This window comes from Novacetimonas cocois, from assembly GCF_003311635.1.
GTDB lineage: Bacteria > Pseudomonadota > Alphaproteobacteria > Acetobacterales > Acetobacteraceae > Novacetimonas > Novacetimonas cocois.
On record NZ_QEXL01000002.1, the window covers coordinates 137,882 to 157,790 of the forward strand.

18 protein-coding genes are annotated in these 19,909 nt (G+C 61.2%); 6 read left to right on the plus strand and 12 right to left on the minus strand.

Annotated features, from left to right (window positions below; genetic code table 11):
• Window positions 1-108: 108 nt before the first annotated feature.
• Entirely contained in the window at window positions 109-1,227 is a 1,119-nt protein-coding gene (locus NJLHNGOC_RS02330) for an AI-2E family transporter (protein ID WP_239021269.1), read from the plus strand.
• 155 nt (window positions 1,228-1,382) lie between these two features.
• Here the strand turns inward: NJLHNGOC_RS02330 and NJLHNGOC_RS02335 are convergent, their stop codons facing one another.
• Window positions 1,383-3,038 carry a DUF2029 domain-containing protein gene (locus tag NJLHNGOC_RS02335; protein ID WP_133258658.1) on the minus strand — a complete coding sequence of 552 codons (1,656 nt, stop codon included), beginning with the start codon at window positions 3,036-3,038 and terminating at the stop codon, window positions 1,383-1,385.
• 347 nt (window positions 3,039-3,385) lie between these two features.
• Between NJLHNGOC_RS02335 and NJLHNGOC_RS02340 the strand changes: the two genes are divergently transcribed.
• On the plus strand, window positions 3,386-3,604 hold the full coding sequence (locus tag NJLHNGOC_RS02340; protein ID WP_113594916.1) for a hypothetical protein: 219 nt from the start codon (window positions 3,386-3,388) through the stop codon (window positions 3,602-3,604).
• A gap of 74 nt (window positions 3,605-3,678) precedes the next feature.
• Here the strand turns inward: NJLHNGOC_RS02340 and NJLHNGOC_RS02345 are convergent, their stop codons facing one another.
• The 4 genes from NJLHNGOC_RS02345 to NJLHNGOC_RS02360 all read right to left on the minus strand — a co-directional run bounded on the left by NJLHNGOC_RS02345 (window position 3,679) and on the right by NJLHNGOC_RS02360 (window position 8,001).
• Complete coding sequence (locus NJLHNGOC_RS02345) at window positions 3,679-4,263, minus strand: HAD family hydrolase (RefSeq protein ID WP_113594917.1); 585 nt, start codon at window positions 4,261-4,263, stop codon at window positions 3,679-3,681.
• Window positions 4,260-4,754: a hypothetical protein gene (locus NJLHNGOC_RS02350; protein ID WP_110527103.1), complete on the minus strand. Its 495-nt coding sequence runs from the start codon at window positions 4,752-4,754 to the stop codon at window positions 4,260-4,262. Before NJLHNGOC_RS02350 ends, NJLHNGOC_RS02345 begins: the two co-directional genes overlap by 4 nt.
• A 200-nt stretch (window positions 4,755-4,954) precedes the next feature.
• The gene (locus tag NJLHNGOC_RS02355) at window positions 4,955-6,097 is read right to left on the minus strand and encodes a DegT/DnrJ/EryC1/StrS family aminotransferase (protein WP_113594918.1); all 1,143 of its coding nucleotides are present in this window, start codon (window positions 6,095-6,097) and stop codon (window positions 4,955-4,957) included.
• Window positions 6,094-8,001 (minus strand): polysaccharide biosynthesis protein, encoded by a 1,908-nt coding sequence (locus NJLHNGOC_RS02360; RefSeq protein ID WP_239021270.1) that lies wholly within the window; start codon window positions 7,999-8,001, stop codon window positions 6,094-6,096. Before NJLHNGOC_RS02360 ends, NJLHNGOC_RS02355 begins: the two co-directional genes overlap by 4 nt.
• A 143-nt stretch (window positions 8,002-8,144) precedes the next feature.
• Here NJLHNGOC_RS02360 and NJLHNGOC_RS02365 point away from each other — a divergent pair, with 143 nt between their 5' ends.
• Window positions 8,145-9,146 (plus strand): MraY family glycosyltransferase, encoded by a 1,002-nt coding sequence (locus NJLHNGOC_RS02365; RefSeq protein WP_113594920.1) that lies wholly within the window; start codon window positions 8,145-8,147, stop codon window positions 9,144-9,146.
• A 117-nt stretch (window positions 9,147-9,263) separates the two neighbouring features.
• Here NJLHNGOC_RS02365 and NJLHNGOC_RS02370 read toward each other — a convergent pair whose 3' ends face one another.
• The 3 genes from NJLHNGOC_RS02370 to NJLHNGOC_RS02380 form a co-directional block, all read right to left on the minus strand.
• Complete coding sequence (locus NJLHNGOC_RS02370; RefSeq protein ID WP_165837826.1) at window positions 9,264-9,710, minus strand: hypothetical protein; 447 nt, start codon at window positions 9,708-9,710, stop codon at window positions 9,264-9,266.
• Between the two features lie 124 nt (window positions 9,711-9,834).
• Complete coding sequence (locus NJLHNGOC_RS02375; protein WP_113594922.1) at window positions 9,835-10,251, minus strand: MarR family winged helix-turn-helix transcriptional regulator; 417 nt, start codon at window positions 10,249-10,251, stop codon at window positions 9,835-9,837.
• A gap of 160 nt (window positions 10,252-10,411) precedes the next feature.
• Window positions 10,412-11,851 (minus strand): leucyl aminopeptidase family protein, encoded by a 1,440-nt coding sequence (locus NJLHNGOC_RS02380; protein WP_113594923.1) that lies wholly within the window; start codon window positions 11,849-11,851, stop codon window positions 10,412-10,414.
• A gap of 138 nt (window positions 11,852-11,989) precedes the next feature.
• On the opposite strand from NJLHNGOC_RS02380, the gene NJLHNGOC_RS02385 reads away from it, so the two are divergent.
• The 3 genes from NJLHNGOC_RS02385 (at window position 11,990) to fdxA (ending at window position 15,471) form a co-directional block, all read left to right on the plus strand.
• A complete protein-coding gene (locus tag NJLHNGOC_RS02385) occupies window positions 11,990-14,632 on the plus strand; it encodes a helicase-related protein (protein WP_113595027.1) in 2,643 nt (880 codons plus the stop codon).
• The gene (locus tag NJLHNGOC_RS02390) at window positions 14,629-14,961 is read left to right on the plus strand and encodes a S4 domain-containing protein (RefSeq protein ID WP_113594924.1); all 333 of its coding nucleotides are present in this window, start codon (window positions 14,629-14,631) and stop codon (window positions 14,959-14,961) included. Before NJLHNGOC_RS02385 ends, NJLHNGOC_RS02390 begins: the two co-directional genes overlap by 4 nt.
• Window positions 14,962-15,138: 177 nt before the next feature.
• Complete coding sequence (gene fdxA / locus NJLHNGOC_RS02395; protein ID WP_110527080.1) at window positions 15,139-15,471, plus strand: ferredoxin FdxA; 333 nt, start codon at window positions 15,139-15,141, stop codon at window positions 15,469-15,471.
• Between the two features lie 140 nt (window positions 15,472-15,611).
• On the opposite strand, the gene cyoD is transcribed toward fdxA, so the two are convergent.
• Genes cyoD through cyoA form a run of 4 tightly spaced genes read right to left on the minus strand, consistent with a single transcriptional unit; the run spans window position 15,612 to window position 19,475 of the window.
• On the minus strand, window positions 15,612-15,944 hold the full coding sequence (cyoD, locus tag NJLHNGOC_RS02400) for a cytochrome o ubiquinol oxidase subunit IV (RefSeq protein ID WP_110527077.1): 333 nt from the start codon (window positions 15,942-15,944) through the stop codon (window positions 15,612-15,614).
• Window positions 15,944-16,549, minus strand: coding sequence for a cytochrome o ubiquinol oxidase subunit III (cyoC, locus tag NJLHNGOC_RS02405; protein ID WP_110527074.1), 606 nt, complete (start codon window positions 16,547-16,549; stop codon window positions 15,944-15,946). The genes cyoD and cyoC overlap by 1 nt, the downstream gene beginning before the upstream one ends.
• Complete coding sequence (gene cyoB, locus NJLHNGOC_RS02410; protein WP_110527071.1) at window positions 16,549-18,543, minus strand: cytochrome o ubiquinol oxidase subunit I; 1,995 nt, start codon at window positions 18,541-18,543, stop codon at window positions 16,549-16,551. The genes cyoC and cyoB overlap by 1 nt, the downstream gene beginning before the upstream one ends.
• A 5-nt stretch (window positions 18,544-18,548) precedes the next feature.
• Window positions 18,549-19,475: a ubiquinol oxidase subunit II gene (gene cyoA / locus NJLHNGOC_RS02415; RefSeq protein WP_165829188.1), complete on the minus strand. Its 927-nt coding sequence runs from the start codon at window positions 19,473-19,475 to the stop codon at window positions 18,549-18,551.
• Window positions 19,476-19,909: the final 434 nt, after the last annotated feature.

The following is a 19,909-nucleotide window of genomic DNA, read 5'->3' on the forward strand; positions in this document are numbered from 1 at the left end:
AATGCCGTGGGGCGACCGCCTTGTTCGCGCGTTTCTCAAGACCTTCGCGCAACGCGACGGCAGCATCCCGATCATTTCCTCAATCCTTACCAACTCACGGAAAACCTGATGCCCTCTTCCAAGACAGAGCGTGACGCCCCGCCCGCAGCGGAGGACGCGGCGGACAACGCCCCTGCCAGCAACCCGCAGGCGGAACAGCTTGCCCGCATTCACCACCTCCTGCGCCTTGCCCTGGTGGTCACGATGCTGGTGGTGTCGATCTGGCTGGTGGGCGATGTGCTGATGGTGCTGTTCGCCGCCACGCTGGTGGCGGTGATCCTGCATAACCTCGCCACCCATCTGGAGCGTCACACGCGCCTGCCCTACTGGCTGGCGCTGAGCATTGTCGTGCTGGTCATCATCTCCGCCCTGACCGGCCTGATCTGGAGCAGCGGGCCGGAGATTTCGGAACAGGCCATCCGCCTGCGCGCCGCCCTGACGGAACAGGCGCACAACCTTCGCGACCATATGGCCGACAGCACGCTGGGGCGCATGATCCTTGACAACCTTCCGGCCTCGCTCGGCGGGAACGAGCATTCGTCCGAAGGCAACGGCTTTGGCTCCATCGCGGGGTCCATGACGGGGTTCGTCACCTCCGCCTTTGGCGCGGCGGGCACACTGGCGGTGGTCCTGATCGCCGGGCTGTATTTTGCGATATCGCCCGAAATCTATGTCAACGGCACGCTGCGTCTGGTGCCGCGTGACTATCGCGCGCGGGCGCGCGACCTGCTGCTGACGGCGGGGCAGACGCTGTGGGCATGGACGGCGGGGCAGGCGTTGGACATGACGGTCGTGGGGCTGCTGTCGTTCATCGGCCTGTGGATCATCGGCGTGCCGCTGGCCCTTGCGCTGGGGGTCGTGGCGGGGCTTGCGAACTTCATCCCCTATATCGGCGCGTTCGTCGGGGCGGTGCCTGCCGTCCTGATCGGGCTGTCGCAGGGCACGCGTGAAGGGCTGACGGTACTGGGCCTGTATGCCGCCATCCAGTTTTTCGAAGGCAACGTCATGGCCCCGCTGATCCAGCGTCACGCGGTCAAGATGCCGCCGGGACTGACCATCCTGTCCCAGACGATTTTCGGCACCATCCTGGGCATTCCGGGACTGATCCTTGCCTCCCCCCTGACGGCGGCGCTTCTGGCGATGATGGACAAGGCCACGCCGCCACTATCGGATGACGAACGGGTCTGAACGCATCACGGGCGCGGAAGTCCCCCTCCCGCGCCCGTTCGTATCATCCTGACCGACATGTGCCGAATGACATGCGCGCCGGGAATATGACCGTCCTGAAGGCGATGCCGATCAGAAGATCGCACGCCGCCATCTGCTGATTTCTCAGACCGGCATTATTTTTCCATGCCGTTGGAAACCCTGCACAGACGGGGCAGGCGTATAGCGGTGGCCTCACCCTCATAATGCTTCTGACGGTTTAATGCCGTGGGTATTTCGCGGCACTCCCTTACATTCATGTCCGGCAAAAAACGTCTGAGAAGCACGGTATAGTCTTTTTCACCGGGGTCTCCCGGTTCCACCATCCATATGGGCCGGCCTGATGTCAGAAGCGTCCGCGCGGTTCGGCCGGGAAAGTAATCGAATGATGCCTCCATCATGTCATTCATGCCCACGAAATGAAGATCTTCCGGATGTTTGAAAAATGGGGCCAGATAACTCAGGTTCCGGCCCATCAGAAGCACGACGCTGTCCTTATCCACATCCTGTGGCGCCACATCGAATGTCTTTTTGGAAAAGTTATTATGCCCAAAACCCGGATAACGTGTCGTCAGGCCCAGAAAGACGATTATTGCAGTTGTCGTAATCATGATGGGCGTTCTGATCGATTTATGATCCACGCATAGCAACAGATCCCTTGTTGCACTTATGATCAGAAATCCGGTCATGACTTCTATTGGAATGGCATAGCGCAGGATCGAATACAGTCTGATCCAGACAATATATCCCACAATAACGAAAACCAGGACGGCTATTTTCCGACGGCGCTCAACAGTAAGCGGGCATTTTTTCCTGAATGAAAAGGCCAGATGCAAGCTCAGCCAGAGGCACGAAATCATGGCCAGCGCAAAGCGCCAGTCGGTAAAGGCTGGTTCCGTAACTATCTTTTCCTTATGACCCAGCCAGAAAAACGGATATGCAATCCATTGAAGTATTGTCTTTGGCTTGTAACGCTGATCCGTGAATGCACCGGCTGGCGCCCAGCTGGAATGGAAGAATTCGTTGAACATCGGGAAAACAGGATTTCCCGTCTGATGCCACAGATGAACCGCCCACCATCCATATGTCACGAAGAATCCTGTAGCGCATCCGACAAGACACAGAAGCGCCGAAAGCATTCGTGTGCGTTGATTTGATGACATGACCAGAACCACCGCAAGTATGGCGGGGCCATACGTCACCTCGGTAGGTTTGATCCCGGCAGCCAGACCCGTCATGATCCCGCCGGCAAGGCTCCTCCATTTCAGGGAACTGTCAGTTTCCTCCACCGTATTTTTCTGCGGGGAGAGTATGACAAGTCCAACGCCAACAAGCACAAGATCGGCAAGTGGCACTTCATTGGATGACAGTCCCGCCTGACATACGGCCGCGGATCCGGTCACGCCAATAAGTACGGACGCGATTATTTCATACAGGCTGAAACCCTGCTTTTTATCGTAATTGCCCGAAATGCCTTTTATGAACCATATGACTATACATATCAGCAAACCGTACCAGAGCCCCTGGTACGCAGCAAAAATACGTGGGTAATTCGAAAATATCCCGGTCCCAAGCCAATAAAGCGGAAGATCGCCAAGCGGATTAAAAAAGGTCTGCAGATCCGCCGGATAGAGGTCCAGTCCATCGCGGTGCGTGACAAAGGCCCAGGGATCATAAAGGTGATAGTTTCTAAGATCAGCTGATCTGTCCTGTTTCATGCCAACTGAAACAGCACAGCCTGCGATCAGTGATAACAGATAAGGAAACGCCCGTCGGAAGATCGTGTGAAGCAAGCCCCACCCTCCAGCAATACTAAATCGCGATATGCGATAGAATCAGAGTGTTATATATGGATCAGGAAGGAATTGACGTTTTTTTCGGGTTTCCCTGTCGAAATATGATGCGAAAAAATCGGAATTGCCGGGTTTGGTTTTCACAGGGCGAACAGGAAAAGCATCAGGCATGATTTAATGAAAATCAGCAGATCCGGTTTGATATTCGCATGAATATGCGCTGTAAATTATTTATAAGTATCAATCAGTGACAGCTTCATCCCGCCCCCGCTCCTTATTACAAGGGCATGGCTTCCCCGGTCAGGACGCACGCGAAATAATGCCCTGAAATCATAAGGAAGTTTTTGGTGAAGCTTTTTTCAAAAAGCTTCGAAGAACACCGCATTTTTGAAAAAAGACGACACCCGGAAACGTTTGTCCTCTTTGCCCTGCAGGATATTTTCAAACAGTCCCGCAGACAGAGGGAGAAAGAAGCCTTTCCCGGACACGGCCACATAACCGGTGTCGAAAACGACCCCGAACCGCCCTCCATTTGCCCAACATATCCACCAGCTCGCATCCAGTGACCGGCCGGTTGCCGACGCTCCTGCGCCGGGGCATTCCCAATGCGAACGGAAAGGCGGCCTTCAATATTCCAAGGCTAGGCCAGCAATGTCGCAACATCGACATAGGCCATGCCGGCGTTCCGGGCGGCGGCCATGCCTTCGCGGCTGTCCTCGAACACGAAGCAATGTTCCGGCGCGACCCCCAGCCTTTTCGCCGCGGCAAGGAACAGGTCCGGCGCGGGCTTGCCATGCTGCACGTCATCAATGGTCAGCATCGCATCGAACAGGTGATCCAGCCCCACCCGCGACAGCGACGCCTGCACGATCTGGCGCGACCCGTTGGAGGCGACAGCCATCGGCAGGCGACGGTGATACTGCCGCGCGATCGCGGCCACGACCGAAATCTCCTCCAGTTCGTCGAGCAGGTCATGCAGGCTGGCCCGCGCGGTGGTGATGATGCGTTCCCGGTCCACCGGACGACCCAGCCTGTCCTCCACGATATCGAGGACCATGTGTTCGGACATGCCGCCATGGCCGCGGAACCATTCGCGTGAGACGGGCTGCTGCGTCACCTCCTCCAGCGTCGCAAGCCACGCCCGCAGATACAGGGGCAATGTATCGACAAGCGTGCCGTCACAATCGAAAATCAACGCCTTCATGCCCGGCGGCACGATGCTCATGGAAATGCGGACCGGGGATAGTTGTACTGGTTGATGAGTTCACGCAGCGGGGCAAAATCCTTATCGCTGAAATGATGGATGCGGATGACCGCGCCGGGCCGTTCCTCGACAAAGACGGTGTTGTTCCAGTCGGCGGCACTGATCCCGGTCCACAGCGTGATGCGGAACGGCCCGTCATCGCCCGGCGGCGGGGCAGAGGCATTGTCCACATGCGCGACGCGCAGTTCCAGGATCGCATCGCCACTGGATGGCGGCGTCTGGCCCAGCGGACCCCAGCCCGCCTTGTGATCGGCCAGCCAGTCGTTAAGCGTCTTGACCTGTGCTGCGGTCAGGACCCGGTCCTTGCGCATCGGGCCGACGGAAATGGTGCCTGACTGCAACTGCGGGAAAGTCAGGGGATGGAAATTGGGCATGGCCATCGACCACAGCCCCGCGGCCGTACCAATCGTTATGACCAGAAACCCGATCAGCAGGGCTGTCTCACGTCTCATGTGTGTCTGTTCTCCTTGACGCATCTTTCGGCGCCATGTGCCCCGGGACGCGCGAACGCGCCCCCATCAGTACCGCATACCCGCATGCCGGGATATCCTGATCCCATACTGCAAACACGCGCGCTGCGACCACCCTATCGGGGTAAGACCTGCCACGCGCGCGGCCGCCGGAAGGAAGATGCCCCGTCATCAGGCGGGATTCAGTCATGCCCGCAGACAGCGGCAACGACACGCGCGACGTCCCACCGCGCAAGCTGCGGGTGCAGCGGCAGGGCGAGGATGCGATTCGACAGGTCCTCCGACACCAGCAGCGACACGCCATCATGATGCGGCTGGTACGCAGGCTGCAGGTGCAGGGGACGCGGATAGTAAATCGCGGAGGCCACGTTGCGGGCCTGCATCTGCTGCTGCAGCGCGGCGCGATCCTCCGGCCCGCGCGTCAGCACGGAATAGATCGCCCACGCCGACTCGCTGTCCGGCACGCGCGCGGGGGGGATGACCCGCTCCGCCACGCCAGCGTCATAGACGCGCGCGATGTCGCGACGGCGGGCAAGGTCCAGATCAAGGACATCCATCTTCGCCAGCAGCACCGCCGCCTGAATGGTATCCAGCCGGGCATTCATGCCGGTCCGCAGCACCTCGTACCGGGTTTTCCCCTCCCCATGACTGCGGAGCGAACGATACAGTTCGGCCCGTTCCGGGTCGTCGGTCAGGATGGCCCCGGCATCGCCATAGGCGCCCAGCGGCTTGGACGGAAAGAACGACAGGGTGGTCGCCGTCGCCTCGCGCCCCAGCCGCCGTCCCGACAGGCTGGCGCCGAAGGACTGCGCGCAGTCGGCCATCAGGAACATCTCCTCCGCCGTGGCGATGGCGCGCAGTTCCGGCCACGGTGCGGGCTGCCCGAACAGGTCCACGCCGATGATGGCACGCGGCCGCAGCCTGCCCTGCGCGCGGACATGGGCGATGCGCTGGCGCAGGCTGGCGGGATCGATCTGGAAGGTATGCGGATCGACATCGACGAAAACCGGGGTCGCCCCCAGCACCAGCGGCACCTCCGCCGTGGCGGTATAGGTAAAGGCGGGCAGGAACACGGCATCGCCCGGGCCGATTCCTTCCGCCATCAGGACGACCTGGATCGCATCGGTGCCCGATGACACGCCCACGCAGGCCGCGGCTCCGACATAGGCCGCCAGCCGTTCCTCCAGTTCCTGCACCTCCGGCCCCATGACGAAACGGCAGTGTTCCATGACCCTGTCGAGGCGGACCCGCAGGTTATCGGCTATCACCTTCTGCTGGCGGGGCAGATCCAGAAAACCAATCGGTTGTTCAGCCGAAGAGGTCATGATGCGTTCCTTTCGCGGTCGGTCCCCCGGGCCGGCGCCTGCTGGACGCCAGATGCTCCCCTGTGGACGAATTCGGGCACAAGCTTCTTGAGCAGTACAAGCGCGGTGCCAGCATCGCCCGCCCTGCATGCCCCTACCATCGCATCCATGATAGACGTCGCCAGCGCAAGGTCCACCGTGCGCGGCGTTGCCATGCGCAGCCCGCTGTGACCGGTGGGACGCGGCACCTCGCGCTGGTGGAACAGGTCTTCGGACAGCTTTTCGCCCGGCCGCGCACCGGTAAAGCGGATATCGATGTCCTGACCCGGACGCAGCCCGGCAAGGATGATCATCTGATGCGCCAGATCGACGATGCGGACCGGCTGTCCCATATCGAGGACGAATATCCCCCCCGCCCGCAGCATGTCGTCGATCCGTCCCTCCCCCGGCCGGGTGTCCATGCCGCGCGCGCTGGCCTGCAGCACAAGGGCCACGGCCTCCGCCACGGTCATGAAATAGCGTTCCATTTCGGGATCGGTGATCGTCAGCGGGCCGCCACGCTCGATCTGGTGGCGAAACAGCGAGACGACGGAACCGGCGGAGCCCAGCACATTGCCGAAACGCACCGTGATGCAGCGCAGGTCCCTGCCATCGCGCCGCGCCGTCATGTCGAGGGCCTGACAGTACATCTCCGCCACGCGCTTGGACGCACCCATGATGCTGGAAGGATTGACAGCCTTGTCAGTGGAAATCTGCACCATGGCCCGCGTGCCATGCCGGCGCGCCGCATCCGCGACGACGCGGGTTCCCTCGATATTGGTCAGCAGCCCCTCGCACGGATTGTCCTCCACCATCGGGACATGTTTCAGCGCGGCGGCATGAAAGACCAGTTCAGGGCGATAGCGGGCGAAAACCTGTTCAATGCGCTGCGGGTCGCGCACATCGGCGATCACGATATGACGCGGGACCTGTGGCGCCTGTTCGGACAGGGCAACGTCGATGCGCCACAGGGGATATTCCCCGTTATCCAGCAGGATCAGGCTTTCGGGGGCATAATGCGCGATCTGGTGGACAAGTTCGGTCCCGATGGATCCCCCCGCCCCGGTCACCAGCACCCTGCGCCCGCGCAGCATTCCCTCCAGCCGGCCGAAATCGGGGGGAACAGGTGGCCGGTTCAGCAGTTCCTCGATCTCCACGGGATAGAGTTCGCTCCATTCCGGGGCCGTGACCGCCGCGATGTCGGGCATGCGCCGCACCTGCGCGCCATGCGCCTGCGCAATCCGCAGCACAGTGGCAAGCGCGGTTCCCGTGCAACACGGATCCACGATGACCCTTACGGCATGGGACGCACCGTGGGCGCACAGGCGGTCCAGAACCCGGTCGAGTTCATCGACCGTCCCCAGCACGGGCACGCCGTGGATGCGCCTGCCGCGACGGTGCGCGCCATTGACCACCATGCCGGTCACCGCCATTCCCGCCGATGCCGCGCGCAGGAACAGATCCGCGCTCTTGCCATCCGCCACCAGCACGATGCGGCACTGGGCGTCGTTTCGCGCCCTGCGCTGCTGCCGCCATTGCCGCCACTGCTGGTATGCCAGGCGACTGCCCGCCAGCATGACCATCAGCACGAGCATATGGATGATGGGAAAAGTCATCCCCGGCGGCCCGTGACCGACAAGGACCCGCCCCCCGGCATAGAAAAGGGCCGCCAGTAAGGCAGCCCATGCCATACGCCAGAAATCGGCACTTCCTGAAAAACGCCAGTGCTGCTGCGCGATCCGGAAAGGCAGTCCCCCCGCCAGCAACGCAACGGCGCCAGCCGCCATCGATCGCCAGCCCCAGCCCGTGACCTCCCCTCCGGAGGCCAGCCATTGCGCGCAGGGCACGGCGCAGGCCCCGATACAGCAATCGAGACTTACGTTCACGACGATTGCCTTTATCGTAAGCAGCCGATGAATGAACGCGCCTGACCTGAGAGATTGCACAACCATTGCCCTTCCCCCTATAGCCCAGCAGAAAGAGCGTCCAAAGGGAAGATCATGTTCCAAAGCGTAAAGCCGGTCCCGTGATGGCGACGGCGGCACTGTCCGTGGCGATCTGGTGTCTTTCCGCGCTGCTGGTGTGGATCATGATCCGCGTGCGGGTGCTGGATCATCCCGTCGCACGCAGCGCCCATGCCGTCGCGGTGCCGACAGGCGGGGGGATCGGCATCATGACCGCGTTCATGGCCGGGCTGCTTCCCGCCTTCATGATATGGGGAACAGGCAGGGACAACTTTCCGGTGTGGGGATTCCTCGGCGGGCTCGCGCTGCTCTGCCTTGTTTCGTGGTACGATGACATCCGGCCACAACCCGCCGCCGTCAAGCTGCTGGCGCAGTGCGCGGCGGCCGTGACCATCGTCGTGTCCCTGCGCCTCTCATCCGGCGGGCAGACGGGGATTTTCGATATCATCGCCAGCATCGCCTGGCTGGTCTTCATGGCGAACTGCGTCAATTTCATGGACGGGCTGAACGGCCTGGCCTCGGGCACGATCCTGTGCGCCTGCCTGATGCTGGCATGGCTTGGCCCCATGACAGGGGCCGGGGCGGTCATGCCCGTCGCCCTGGTCATGGCGATCGCCGTGACAGGTTTCATTCCATTCAATTTTCCCCGTGCCCGTATTTTCATGGGCGATGTCGGCAGTCAGGGATGCGGCATGGTGCTGGGGACACTCGGCCTGATCATGGGACATAAAGGCGGCGGCTGGGGCTGGAGCGTCATGCTGCTGCTGCTGGCCAATTTCATGGGCGACGTGCTGTTCACGCTGGGACGGCGATATTACGAAGGCGAATCGGTCATGACGGCGCATCGGGGGCACCTGTACCAAATCGCGCACCGGACCGGACTGCCCTGCACCATCATCGCGCCCCTGGCATGGGGGGGATGTCTTCTGGGTGGGACCATGGCGTGGATGGTCCGCGCGGGGCTGGTGTCGCTTCCGCTCGCCTTTGTGCTGGCCCTTGGTCCACAGGTGGCATGGGCCGCCTATGTCATCTATCGCACCCGCGCCCATCCCATCGGCCTGTGGTAGGCTTTTTCCCATAAAAAAAGGGACCAGCCCCGTGGCCGATCCCCCTGTGGCGGATCCCCTGCGGCTGGTCCCTCGTGACAGGCACCCTGCGACGGGTGCGTATGGATCTGGTCCTCGTTACTTGACCATCGTGATCTTCATGCCCTGTGCCGCGGCGGCAAGACGTCCGCCCTTGCTCTGGGTCACCAGCTTGATCTTCACGCCGTTGGGGTTGCTCAGCACGATGCCCCCGACGCCGGTCCCGGCAGTGGCCTCGCCATTCACGGCGGCATAGCTGCCTTCCAGGTCCCTGGCGGTATGCAGGTTATAGACTTCGCCGCTGCCCGTGACCTTGGAATAACCAACCGCAGCGATGGACCCGCCATCGATGCGGAAACGATAGGTATGTTTCTGGAACGTCAGACGTCCCGATCCCCAGGTGCGACCGATACCGATATCGGCGGACTGAACCTTGATCGTGACATGTCCCACCGGCGTTCCAAGCGCATCATCGGCCTGAGCCGCGACGCCAAGAAGAGGCATCGCCACAAGGGCGACTGCCGCCGCGCGGGTTACCATGCGAATCATCGATTTCTCCTACCCGTTTGCCCGTTACCGTATGAAAGGAAGATAGCCACCACCTGACGCGCCACAAGAGCGACGGTTGCATGGGGCCATGAGAAACTCACAGCCCCATGACCGGGCAGCCTCAGCCCGCGCGACGCAGGCGCTCTTCCATACGGCGGCCGCGCACCTTGCGGACCGGGGCTGCGGCTTCCTCTTCGCGCGGGGCCGTCGCCTCGTTCACGATGGCCGACAGGTCACGCAGGTAGGCCTTGCCCTTGAGCGTGCGACGGATCAGGACCGAACGGCCATCCATCGGGTCGCGCGTGCGCCACGCAAGGTCGAGGTCCTGCAGGCGGTCCAGCGCGCGGGTGATCGCGGGCTTGGACACGTTCAGCTCCGCCGCGAGGCCGCGCACCGTATGCGCGTCATCCTGCAGGTAGCAGGTCAGGAAGACCGCCAGCTGACGCGCCGACAGATCGGGGCCATCGCGACGCACCATCGAAACAATGGTGTCGCGCAGAGTATTGATCATCGAATCCGAACCTGATGACATTGCCATCACTACAATCCTTGTCTGTTGTCCAGGGCCGGCCCGGACAGGCCTCCCTGCCTGCGGTGTCGGTCGAACACGGGGTAACTATGGTATTGCACATATAATTGGGAATTACGGCATATATAAGTCGCAGAATGCAAATTAGTTTCTGGGACGGATCGTTACTTCAGTCATCTTTTATCCCATCGAAATCGAAGATTTTTAATATACCGCCGTAAGTCGCTCTTAAACAAAGACTTTCTCCGCCCTCCGGACGACCGGGACGTGCGGAATCATTCCATCCATACGTGTCGATATGAGCCCAGCGCACACCAGTTTTGACAAAATTCTGCAAAAACAGGGCCGCCGTAACCGCCCCTGCCATGGGTCGGGATGAAATATTGTTCATATCTGCCACCGGACTGCGCAACCATTCGCGATACCCGTTCCACAGCGGCAGGCGCCACATCGGATCGGCGCACATGTCGCCCGCCGCCAGCAGGTGAACCGCAACCGCATCGTCATTGCAGAACAGCGCGGGCAGGTCCGGCCCCAGCGCCACGCGCGCCGCGCCGGTCAGCGTGGCCGCATCGATCAGGAGATCGGGGCCGGAGTCGCATGCGGCACTCAGCAGGTCACACAGAACCAGCCGCCCTTCCGCGTCGGTGTTGCCGACCTCCACCGTCTGTCCCGACCGGGTGACGATCACGTCCGACGGGCGCATGGCATGGCCCGACACGCTGTTTTCAACACAGCCCAGCCGCAGTTCCAGACGCAGCGGCAGGTCACGCAGCATGACCAGCCGCGCCAGCGACAGCATCAGCGCGGCGCCGCCCATGTCCTTTTTCATCCGCAGCATGGAGGACGCGGGCTTGATGTCATATCCCCCCGTATCGAAACACACCCCCTTGCCCGCCAGCGACAGCAGCGGCGCGTTCACGTCCGCCCTGCTGCCACGCCATTGCGCCACCACGACGCAGGGCGGCCGGTCGGACCCCATGCCCACATGCGCCACGGTGGGATAGTCACGTAGCAGTTCCTCGCCCGTGATGACCTTCACATCCGCCCCCAGCGCCGACAGCGTCAGGCGCGCGGCATCAGCCAGGTCCATCGGCCCCATCAGGTTGGGGGGCGTGTTGATAAGATCACGCCCCTGACAGATACATGCCGCGACCTCGGCCGCCGCGACGGCCTGTTCCGTCACGACAAGGCGGGGGCCGTCACTGTCCGACGATTGGGCGCGGCCGAACGCGGGCATCCGGTAGGCGCCAAGGCAGAAGCCAAGCACGATATCCCCCGCCCCGACATCCGCGGGCGCCTGCACGCGCCACGCGCCCGCGGGCAGGCGCGGCAGCAACGCCCCGAAGACGAACGGATCACAGCCGCCATCGTCCCTGCCATCGCCCAGCCCCAGGAGCGCCGATTCCACGCCCTGATCGCCGGGAAGAAGCAGCACCTCCCCGTATTTCGCGCCAAAGCCCATGTCAGTGGCAAAGGCCGCCGCCCGTCCGTCCGTCAGGGCCGCAAGCTGTGGCAGCTGGGCAGGGCGAAGCGCATGGACCACCCGCACGGGATGCCCGCCCACCGCCGCCTGCGGCAACAGGCAGGGAAAATCGTCAAGTGTCATGACATCTGGCCCTTTCATGTCATTTTCATCCTCAGCGTGCGTCCGACACGCGTCGCGTGCAAGCCATGACAACGCAATATACGGACAGGTATGCGGGTTTTGCTTGCATTTGCACGCAGGCCGCCAGAGCATGCGGACATGACGGGTGTACCCATGGGGGCTGGCCCCCTTCATTCCGCCGCCGGACGCGCGACCGGCATTTCGTCCTCCGCGCAGGTGCGCGCCGTTCTCGGCCCCACCAATACCGGAAAGACGCATCTGGCCATCGAACGGATGCTGGCGCATGCCAGTGGCATCATCGGCTTTCCGCTGCGTCTTCTGGCACGCGAAAACTATGACCGCATGGTCGCGCGCAAGGGGGCCGGGGCCGTCGCGCTCATCACGGGCGAGGAAAAGATCATCCCGCCCAACGCGCGCTGGTTTTCCTGCACGGTGGAGGCAATGCCCCTTGACCGGCGGGTTGCGTTCGTCGCCGTCGATGAAATCCAGCTGTGCGCCGATCCGGACCGGGGACATATCTTTACTGACCGCCTGCTGCATGCGCGCGGACAGGTGGAAACGATGTTCCTGGGGGCCGACACCATCCGTCCCCTGCTGCGCCGGCTGGTGCCCGGCATCGAAATCGACCATCGCCCGCGCCTGTCCCATCTGGCGCATACCGGGGTCACCAAGCTGACGCGCCTGCCGCCCCGTTCGGCCATCGTCGCCTTTTCCGCTGCCGAGGTTTACGCCATCGCCGAACTGATCCGCCGCAGGCGCGGGGGCTGCGCCATCGTGATGGGACAGCTGTCGCCACGCACCCGCAACGCGCAGGTCGCCCTGTATCAGGACAAGGAGGTGGATTACCTCGTCGCGACGGATGCGATCGGCATGGGACTGAACATGGACGTCAACCATGTGGCCTTCGCCAGCCTGTCGAAATTCGACGGTACGCGCATGCGCCCCCTGACGCCCGCCGAAATCGCGCAGGTCGCGGGCCGGGCCGGACGGGGCCTGCGCGATGGCACCTTCGGCACGACCGGAATGTGCCGCCCCCTGTCCGAAGAGGTCGCCGAAGCGGTGGAGGAACACCGTTTCGACCCGCTGACGCGCCTGTCGTGGCGTAACAGCGCACTCGATTTTTCCAGTCCGGACGCGCTGCTGTCGAGTCTGGGGCGCTCCCCGCCGCTGCCGGAACTGACGGCGGGACATGAGGCGTCGGATGTGCTCGCGCTCGCCAGCCTGGCGGCCAATCCGGAAATCCGCACCCTTGCCCGCTCACGCGCAGCGACCCGCCTGTTGTGGGAAAGCTGCCAGATCCCCGATTTCCGCAAGCTGGGCGATGAAAGTCATATCCGCCTGTGCGCACGCGTCTTTTCCTATGTCATGCGCGACGGGCGGGTGCCCCCTGCCTGGATGGAGGGGCAGATCGCGGCCTTCCTGCGTCCCGAGGGCACGATCGATTCCCTGATGCACCGCCTGTCCGGCATCCGCGTCTGCGCCTATATCGCCGCGCGTCCCGACTGGCTGCGCAATGCGCAGTACTGGCAGGACCGCACGCGGGAAGCGGAAAACCAGCTGTCCGATGCCCTGCATGAACAGCTGACCGCCCGCTTCGTCGACCGGCGGGCGGCGACCCTGATCCGGCGACTGGATGAAGGGGGCGCCGATGACCTGCTGTCCGCCGTCACGGCGCAGGGCGAGGTCCTGGTGGAGGGACACGCCGTCGGGCGCATCGCGGGGCTGGACCTGCTGGCCGAGGGGATCGACGTTCCGGACCGGCGGCTGCTGATGCGCGCGGCGCGACGGGCCGTGCGCACCGAAATTCCGCGCCGGGTGCATGTGCTGGCCCATGCGCCGGATTCCTGCTTTGATTTCGCAGCGGATGGCCGCCACCTGACATGGGAAGGCGTCAATGTCGCGCGCCTGCGTCGGGGCCATCATCTGCTGCATCCCCGTATCGAGGTCCTGGACAATCCGCTGCTGGATAACGTGCAGCGCGAGCGTATCCGCGAACGGCTGGCGGAATGGCTGGGACGGCACGTGCGGGAGGTATTCGCCCCCCTGTTCGCAGCCCAGGCCGCCATGCCGGACGATCCGGCCCTGCGTGGAGTCGTGCATCGCCTGATGGAGGGCGCGGGCCTCACGCCACTGGAACGGCATGAGGAACGTTCGCGTGGCCTGCGGGGGCATCTCGGCCGGCTGGGAATCCGCATCGGGCAGCTGGCGCTGTTCATGCCCGCACTGATGAAGCCTCGTGGCATGCGCCTGCGCGCCATCCTGACATGCGCCCACATGGAAACGGAAATCCCGGACCTGCCGGCCCCCGGCAGGATCTCCGTGCCCCATGACATGCTGCCCGCCCTGTTCATGGACCGCATGGGCTGGATGCGGGCAGGTCCCGTGCGAATCCGCGTCGATATCGCGGAAAAGCTGATTACCGAACTGACACGCCAGACACGGCAGCATCCGGTGCCGCTGTCGCACGCGCTGGCATCGCGCCTGAGCATACGTCGTGACGCCATACAGGCCGTCCTGAAGGGGCTGGACATCCATGTGCGGCCATCGCGCCCCATGTCACCGGAACAGTTCGGGCCCCCTCCCCCGGCCATGCTGGTGGGACGCCTGCGCCGCAAGGGATCGTCCGGGGCGTCCAAACCCGTATCGGCCCGTCATTCCCGGCAGGAGCGCACGCACGAACATGGATCGCCAAAAGGCATGCAGGTCGTTGCCCGTCGCCCGGCCATCCGCGAGGATCACCCCTTCGCCGCGCTGGCGGTGCTGAGGAACCGTAGGCCATGAGCCGCAGGGCGCCCGCCGCGTCCATCACGCGGGATGAGACCCCGCAGGCACAGCGGCTGGATCTGTGGCTGTGGCATGCGCGATTTGCGCGGAGTCGTAATGATTGCGGGGAATTCATCGCAACGGGACATGTGCGCATCAACCGACAGCGCACCGTAAAGGCCCATGCCCAAGTGCATATCGGCGATATCCTGACCCTGCCATCGCCGGATCGTCGCACCGTGATGGTCGTTCGCGTCATGGGCTTCGCACGCCGCCGCGAAGGCGCCGCAGCTGCACGGATGCTATATGAGATTATTCCAGAAATTGATGAAAAGCATCGCGAATAACACACCACACCACGGATTATTCATTTATGGGCGTCTTTGACTTGCCACAATGGCAAAAGCCTCTCATATCTTCGGCCATTCTCGATGAGGTTTTCTGCCCTGGATGGCGCCCTCGTCTCATGTCCCTGGCTGGAAGATATACTGCTTCGGCCTGTAAATAATGATCGGAGATAGGCGATGACCTATGTGGTCACCGAAAACTGCATTCGCTGCAAGTTCATGGATTGCGTCGAGGTCTGCCCCGTCGACTGCTTCTATGCGGGTGAAAACTTCCTGGTAATCAGCCCGGATGAATGCATCGACTGCGGCGTGTGTGAGCCGGAATGCCCGGCCGAGGCAATCTTTCCCGATAGCGATGACCGCGCCACCGCATGGGCGGAAATCAACGCCAAATACGCGGGCGTCTGGCCGAACATCACCCGCAAGGGCGAACCCCCCGCCGATGCGGAGGAATGGAAGGACAAGCCCAACAAGGCCGAACTGCTGTCCCCGGAACCCCAGAAAAACTGATCCAGGGAAAACTGGCCCGGAGAAAACTGATCCGGGCACCCCGTTCATGAAAAAGGGCCGGCGAGGAAATCCTCGCCGGCCCTTTTTTTGATCCCTGACCAGGCATCCTTTGCGGGATGCCCGGACCCGGCTGATACCGCTTAGCGCGACATCATGTTGATCGCGGTGTCATGCATGATGAAGACCGTGCCGCCAACCAGGATCAGAACCGTCACGACCGTGAAAGCAAAGGCCATGACATTCCAACGCTGCTCGGACGAAGCGTTCATATGCAGGAAGAAGATCAGGTGAACGACGATCTGCACCACGGCGAGGAGCGTGATCGCCCCGGCGGTTCCGGACGGTGAGAACGTATGCGCCATCACCAGGCCGAAGGCCGCTGCCGTCAGCAGAACAGAGATCACGAACCCGGTGAGGTAAGACCCTACACTCCCGTGGCTCTCGCCTGAGGCGGATGTATGTGCATCAGACATCAGATCACACTCATCAGATAGACAAAGGTGAAGACACAGATCCAGACGATGTCCAGAAAGTGCCAGAACAGGCTGAGGCAGGTGAGCTTGTTGATCATGCGTTCGTTCAGCTCGGTCTTGCCCGCCGTCTGGAACAGCAGAACCGCCATCCACAGAAGGCCGCAGGTGACATGCAGACCATGCGTGCCAACCAGCGTGAAGAACGACGACAGGAACGCGCTGCGATCCGGGCCGTTGCCTTCGGCAATCATGTGAGAGAACTCACGAAGTTCCATGAACAGGAAGCCCAGGCCCAGCAGGAAGGTAACCCCCAGCCAGGTCCGCATCGTGCTGATCTTGTTATCGTGTGCGGCGATCATGCCGAAACCGTAGGTGATGGAGCTGAGCAGCAGGATCGCTGTTTCAATTCCGACACCCGACAGTTCGAAGACTTCATGACCATTCGGTCCGCCGTTGAACTGGGTCCGCAGCACCGCGAACACAGCAAACAGCGTGCCGAAGATGATGCAGTCCGTCATCAGATACAGCCAGAACCCGAACACCACGGGAGATTCGTGGTGTTCTTCGTGGGCGTGGGCCGCATCAGCAGTAATATTATGCGCCATTATTCTGCTGCCTGTGCTGCCATAAGGTTGTGGGTGTGTTCGTTTTCAATGCGGACAACCTCGGAAACCGGCACATAGTAGTCGACATCGTTGTCGGACGAACGTGCGATCACCGTCGCGATGACGCCAATCAGACCAACAGCTGCCAGCCACCAGATCCACCACACAGCGGCAAAGCCAAGGATGAAGCTGAACGCACCGATCAGGAAACCACAGGCCGTGTTCTTCGGCATATGGATGGGCTGGTAATCACCACCCGCATTGCGCGTGTCGATACCGGCTTCCTTGTCGTGGGCAAACGCATCCAGTTCATGAACAACCGGCAGGATCGCGAAGTTGTAGAACGGCGGAGGCGAAGACGTGGACCATTCCAGCGTGCGCGCATTCCAGGGATCACCCGTCATGTCGCGGTTTTCAGCCAGGTTACGATCACGGATCGAAACATACAGCTGCGTCAGCTGGCACACGATACCCAAGGCGATCAGGACCGCACCGAATTCCGCGATCAGCAGCCAGGGGTGCCACGCAGGGTTGTCGTAGTGGTTCATACGACGGGTCATGCCCTCGAAGCCAAGGACATACAGCGGCATGAACGCGAAGTAGAAGCCAACGAACCAGAACCAGAACGCCCGCTTGCCCCATGCTTCGTTCAGCTTGAAGCCGAAGGACTTGGGGAACCAGAAGTTCATGGCCGCGACGTAACCGAAGTACACGCCACCGATAATCACGTTATGGAAGTGGGCGATAACGAAGAGACTGTTATGCAGCACGAAGTCCGAAGCCGGGATCGCAAGCATAACGCCGGTCATGCCACCGATGGAGAAGGTGATCATGAAGCCGATGACCCAGTACATGGTCGCGTGGAATTCGACGCGGCCCTTATACATGGTGAACAGCCAGTTGAAGATCTTCACGCCCGTCGGGACCGCGATGATCATGGTCATGATGCCAAAGAACGCGTTGACGTTCGGGCCGGCACCCATGGTGAAGAAGTGATGGACCCACACAACCAGCGACAGGACCATGATGGACGCCGTGGCGTAAACCATCGTCTTGTAGCCGAACAGCGGCTTGCGGGAGAAGGTCTGGGTGATTTCGGAGAAGGCACCGAAAGCAGGCAGCACCAGGATGTACACTTCGGGATGGCCCCAGCCCCAGATCACGCTCAGATAGAGCATCTGGTTGCCGCCGCCGTCGTTGGTGAAGAAGTGCATACCCAGGTAACGGTCAAGACCCAGCAGACCCATCGCAACGGTCAGGATCGGGAAGGCCACCATGATCAGCACGGTCGTGCAGAAGATGGTCCAGGTGAAAACCGGCATCCGCATGTAGTCCATGCCAGGCGCACGCATCTTCACGATGGTCGTGAAGAAGTTCACACCCGTCAGCAGCGTGCCCACACCAGACAGCTGAACCGCCCAGATGTAGTAGTCGACGCCGACGCCAGGGCTGAACTGCTGTTCGGACAGGGGCGGATACGCCAGCCAGCCGCACTGCGAGAACTCGCCGATGAACAGGGAGACGTTGACCAGCAGGAAGCTGATGGTCGTCATCCAGAAGCTCAGCGTGTTCACGAAGGGGAAGGCAACGTCGCGCGCACCGATCTGCAGCGGCACCACGATGTTCATCAGACCCTGCATGAACGCCATGGCCATGAAGAAGATCATGATCGTGCCATGGGCGGAGAAGATCTGGTCATAGTGATGCGGCGGCAGGTAACCGGGGTTCCCGGCATAGGCCAGCGCAAGCTGCGAACGCATCATGATGGCGTCGGCAAAACCACGGAACAGCGCAACCAGCGCGACCACGATATACATGACGCCAATGCGCTTGTGATCGACCGAGGTCAGCCACTCACGCCACAGGTAACCCCATTTGCCGTAATAGGTAATCAGCCCCAGAACAGCCAGCCCCGCGATCGCGGCACCGATAAAGGTTCCAACAAGAATCGGCACATCGATAGGAATGGCCGACCAGGTTAATTTTCCTAACATCTGTCCTATTCCTTCATATTCATGTCGGACATTGCGGACTGCTGCATGTGCAGCATTTTGCCGGTGCTCTTATCCATGACCATGCCGTTGTTGTACTTGGCAACGATATCGTCAAACAGAGTCGCATCGACATGCGAGAAGTACTCGACCGGGTTCGCCTCGCTCGGCGCAGCAAGCTTGGGATAGCTTGCGCTGTCCAGTTGCTCGGACGAAGCCTTCACCTTTTCCACCCACGCGCTGTACTGGTCCGCCGGCATTGCCAGGGCACGGAAGCGCATGTCGGAGAAGCCACGGCCACTAAAGTTAGAGGATTCACCCTGGAAATCACCAGCCTCATTTGCGATCAGGTGAAGCTGCGTCTGCATGCCCGCCATGGCGTAAATCATGGTGCCAAGCTGGGGAATGAAGAACGAGTTCATCACGGAATCAGAGGTGATCCGGAAATCAACCGGCGTATTCACCGGCATCGCCATCTGGTTGACCGTGGCAATTCCTTCATCCGGATAGATAAAGAGCCACTTCCAGTCCAGCGCCACGACCTCGACATGGATCGGCTTGACGTTCGCTTCGGCCTCAAGCGGCTTGTACGGGTCAAGCGAATGGCAGGTCTGGTAGGTCAGCACAGCCAGGAACAGGATGATCAGGCTGGGCACGGCCCAGATAATCACCTCGATCTTGTTGGAATGCGACCATTTCGGCAGGTATTCCGCCGAGGTGTTGGACTGACGGTAATGCCAGGCAAACACCAGGGTCAGGATACATACCGGAATGACAACCAGCAGCATCGCATAGGTGGAGGTCAGGATCAGGCTTTTTTCCTGTGCCCCGATCACACCTTTGGGGTTCAGCGTATCCCAATCGCATCCTGCCAAGAGGGCTGCGGAGGACAAGCACATTAATTTCGATAATCTTGGCAAGATTTTTTTCTTCATCTCACGCCTCGTTGGTTTCGACATCACCCTATTTCGCTCACATCCTCGCTTCATCCACGGGCACTAACAACAACGGTCACGTTATACGCACGCCACGGGTCCTGCATCTGCGTTCGTGCAGGCAACAACGTCCCACAACAGCGACATCGCGCCTTCGTCAACTCCCGAAAATCAAACATAATGGTTTTTTTCGGTTTGCATCTGTCATGAGTTGGTTGCCGACCGGCTGACCATGATTTCGATCAATCCAGCCCATCAGATATCAATCCTGGTTTCTGTCAGGGCAGATCGGACCGGTAATCGCGATGCCGTCCTGTGTCTTGAAGCGTACCTTTTTCGTGCCGTATCCCTTTCATATGTTTTCTCTATTCAAGGGTTATCCGACCTGAACCCCACTATAAGCAAGTCTTCACATAATATTTCAATAGATTTCA

Excerpts from the sequence above, each read along its gene's own strand:
- cyoB (WP_110527071.1), bottom strand. The coding sequence starts at position 18,543 with ATGTTAGGAAAATTAACCTGGTCGGCCATTCCTATCGATGTGCCGATT.
- NJLHNGOC_RS02380 (WP_113594923.1), bottom strand. The coding sequence starts at position 11,851 with ATGACACTTGACGATTTTCCCTGCCTGTTGCCGCAGGCGGCGGTGGGC.
- NJLHNGOC_RS02385 (WP_113595027.1), top strand. The coding sequence starts at position 11,990 with ATGACGGGTGTACCCATGGGGGCTGGCCCCCTTCATTCCGCCGCCGGA.
- NJLHNGOC_RS02345 (WP_113594917.1), bottom strand. The coding sequence starts at position 4,263 with ATGAGCATCGTGCCGCCGGGCATGAAGGCGTTGATTTTCGATTGTGAC.
- NJLHNGOC_RS02365 (WP_113594920.1), top strand. The coding sequence starts at position 8,145 with ATGGCGACGGCGGCACTGTCCGTGGCGATCTGGTGTCTTTCCGCGCTG.
- NJLHNGOC_RS02355 (WP_113594918.1), bottom strand. The coding sequence starts at position 6,097 with ATGACCTCTTCGGCTGAACAACCGATTGGTTTTCTGGATCTGCCCCGC.
- NJLHNGOC_RS02390 (WP_113594924.1), top strand. The coding sequence starts at position 14,629 with ATGAGCCGCAGGGCGCCCGCCGCGTCCATCACGCGGGATGAGACCCCG.
- cyoC (WP_110527074.1), bottom strand. The coding sequence starts at position 16,549 with ATGGCGCATAATATTACTGCTGATGCGGCCCACGCCCACGAAGAACAC.
- fdxA (WP_110527080.1), top strand. The coding sequence starts at position 15,139 with ATGACCTATGTGGTCACCGAAAACTGCATTCGCTGCAAGTTCATGGAT.
- cyoA (WP_165829188.1), bottom strand. The coding sequence starts at position 19,475 with ATGAAGAAAAAAATCTTGCCAAGATTATCGAAATTAATGTGCTTGTCC.
- cyoD (WP_110527077.1), bottom strand. The coding sequence starts at position 15,944 with ATGTCTGATGCACATACATCCGCCTCAGGCGAGAGCCACGGGAGTGTA.
- NJLHNGOC_RS02375 (WP_113594922.1), bottom strand. The coding sequence starts at position 10,251 with ATGGCAATGTCATCAGGTTCGGATTCGATGATCAATACTCTGCGCGAC.
- NJLHNGOC_RS02350 (WP_110527103.1), bottom strand. The coding sequence starts at position 4,754 with ATGAGACGTGAGACAGCCCTGCTGATCGGGTTTCTGGTCATAACGATT.
- NJLHNGOC_RS02330 (WP_239021269.1), top strand. The coding sequence starts at position 109 with ATGCCCTCTTCCAAGACAGAGCGTGACGCCCCGCCCGCAGCGGAGGAC.